Genomic DNA, 2,180 nt, shown 5'->3' on the forward strand with positions numbered 1-2,180 from the left:
TGTAGACGGCGGAGCGGTACTGGGTGCCCACGTCGTTGCCCTGGCGGTTGCCCTGGGTCGGGTCGTGCGCCTCCCAGAAGGTCTTCAGCAGCCGCCGGACCGCCGACCACGCGGAGAAGGCCGCCGCGGCAGCCGACGCCGCGGCCGCCGCCGCTGGCCAGGCCCAGGACTGGGCGAAGATCGCGGGGCAGCACGCGGACGCCGCCGCTGTCGCCGCCGAGACCGCGGCCTCGGCGGTGGCGAAGGCCCAGACGCTCGAGAAGCTGGCCCGTGACGCCGAGGCCGTGCAGCTGGAGTCGGACAAGCAGCTCGGTGTCACCCAGGCCGACCTGCTGCTGAAGGACGATCAGGCCACCCAGGCGGACTTCAACCAGCAGCAGACCGAGGCCGCCTCGCAGGACGCCGCGACGAAGGACCTGGTCAAGCAGGCCGCGGCGACCGGAACCGCCACGGCGACGGCCGCCCAGGCCGGCCGCAAGGCCGCGGTCAACCTGCTGAAGTCCACCGGCTCCTGGACCCGGGCGTCGGCGCAGGCCGCGCTCTCCGGCACCGACGAGGCCGTGGTCTCCTGGGCCAAGTCGGACTACCAGCGCAGCCTTCAGCTCGACGACCGGGAGAAGATCCTGGCCGTCACGAGCATCGCGAACGCCAAGCTGGCGACCGAGGCGCAGAAGACGCTGGCGAGCACCGACCCGACCGCGGTCGAGAAGTTCCTCAGCGGCGGGGCGCTCCAGGCCCAGGCCGAGGACCTGCGGGTGCGGACCGTCTCCCTGGTCTCGGACGGCGGCAAGGCCGTCCAGCGGGACGGCGGCGCGGCACTGGCCGACGGCCGGGTGTCGGTCCTGGCCGCCTTCCTGTCCAACGGCTACGCCAAGGCCCTGGCCGAGGACGACCGGGTGGCCGTGGTGGTCGCCACGGACGGCGGCGGGCCCAACGTGAAGGCCGCGGGCGCGGTCGCCCTGGCCGGACCGGCCTGGATGCAGCACGAGTTCGTCCGCAAGACCCAGTTCACGGCGGCGCAGAAGGACGCGGACACCGACGCGCACGTGTCGTCCGTGCTGAGCATGATCGCCAACGCCGCGAAGGACGCGGCCACCGCGAGTGAGAGCGCCCAGCGGGCGTACCAGATCGCCGCGGACGCGCGCCACGCGTCGGATGAGGCCGCGCACTGGGCGAGCCTGGCAGGGCAGTCGGCCCAGCAGGCGAAGGGGTACGCGGACGACGCCAAGGCCAAGTCCGCCGCCGCCGACGCCTCCGCGGCAGCCGCCGCCGCTTCGGCGCAGAAGGCCAAGAGTGCGGCGGCGACCGCGCAGACGGCCAACCGGCAGGCCAACTACTCGGCCACCCAGGCGACCACCTCCGCGAACCAGGCCGTGAACTCGGCGGCGAGCGCGAGGGCCTCGGCGGCGCAGGCCGCGGCCAGCGCGAGCGCGGCGGGCAAGGACGCCGCCACGGCGTCGCAGGCCGCGAGCGACGCCCACGCCATCGCCGCCCAGAAGCGGGCGCAGGAGCAGGCCGCCGCTGCCGCCGCCGCGGCGGCCCAGGCGAAGGCCAACGAGGCCAACCACGTCGACCCGGTGAACACGCCGGCCAACGACAAGGTGACCACTCCGGCTCCGGCTCCCGAGAAGCCCGCTCCGGGCTCTCCGCCGAAGGACGACAAGCAGCTGTTCAAGGACTACGGAGACTTCCTGGGCAGTGTCAGCACCTGGAGCGGGTTCGTCGCGGCCGGCCTGATGCTCATTCCGGGTGGTCAGCCCTTCGCGGCCGCCGTCGGCACGTTCTCGCTGGTGACGGGTGTGGCTTCGGCCCTGTACACCGGGATCGGCTACGGCTTCAGCAGCGACAAGTTCATCGGCTCGGTGGCATCCGTCGGCCTCTCCCTGATCGGTGGCCGAGTGGTCGGCGCGATCGAGAAGGGCGCGGCGGAAGCGGCCAAGTTCGGCGTGAAGGTGACCGAGAAGGTCGGCGAGAGGCTGGTGAAGGCCGGACACAGTGCCGTCTCGTCCGTCGTCAGCTGGTTCTCGAGCGACGACTGATCAGGTGATCGCTAGGCAGTGAGTGATCGGCCGTGTTCGAATGGCCGTGAGAGAACAGTGGCTGTGGTTCCACCGTCCGCCGCCGGGACCACAACCGGAACGCGGGGGGGTGGGCGGTTATGACATGGGGCGGGGTGTGGT

1 protein-coding gene and 1 pseudogene are annotated in these 2,180 nt (G+C 72.6%); one reads left to right on the forward strand and one right to left on the reverse strand.

All coding sequences use genetic code 11. The features are described 5' to 3' along the window. Positions 1-94: pseudogene (locus ACWDCZ_RS40610) on the reverse strand (peptide-methionine (S)-S-oxide reductase); the annotation flags it as partial. Between the two features lie 190 nt (positions 95-284). Here ACWDCZ_RS40610 and ACWDCZ_RS40615 point away from each other — a divergent pair. After that, positions 285-2,039, forward strand: a complete 1,755-nt coding sequence (locus tag ACWDCZ_RS40615; RefSeq protein WP_449818626.1) for an ALF repeat-containing protein — start codon at positions 285-287, stop codon at positions 2,037-2,039. Positions 2,040-2,180 lie beyond the last annotated feature (141 nt).

It is taken from the genome of Kitasatospora sp. NPDC001225 (genome assembly GCF_053597855.1).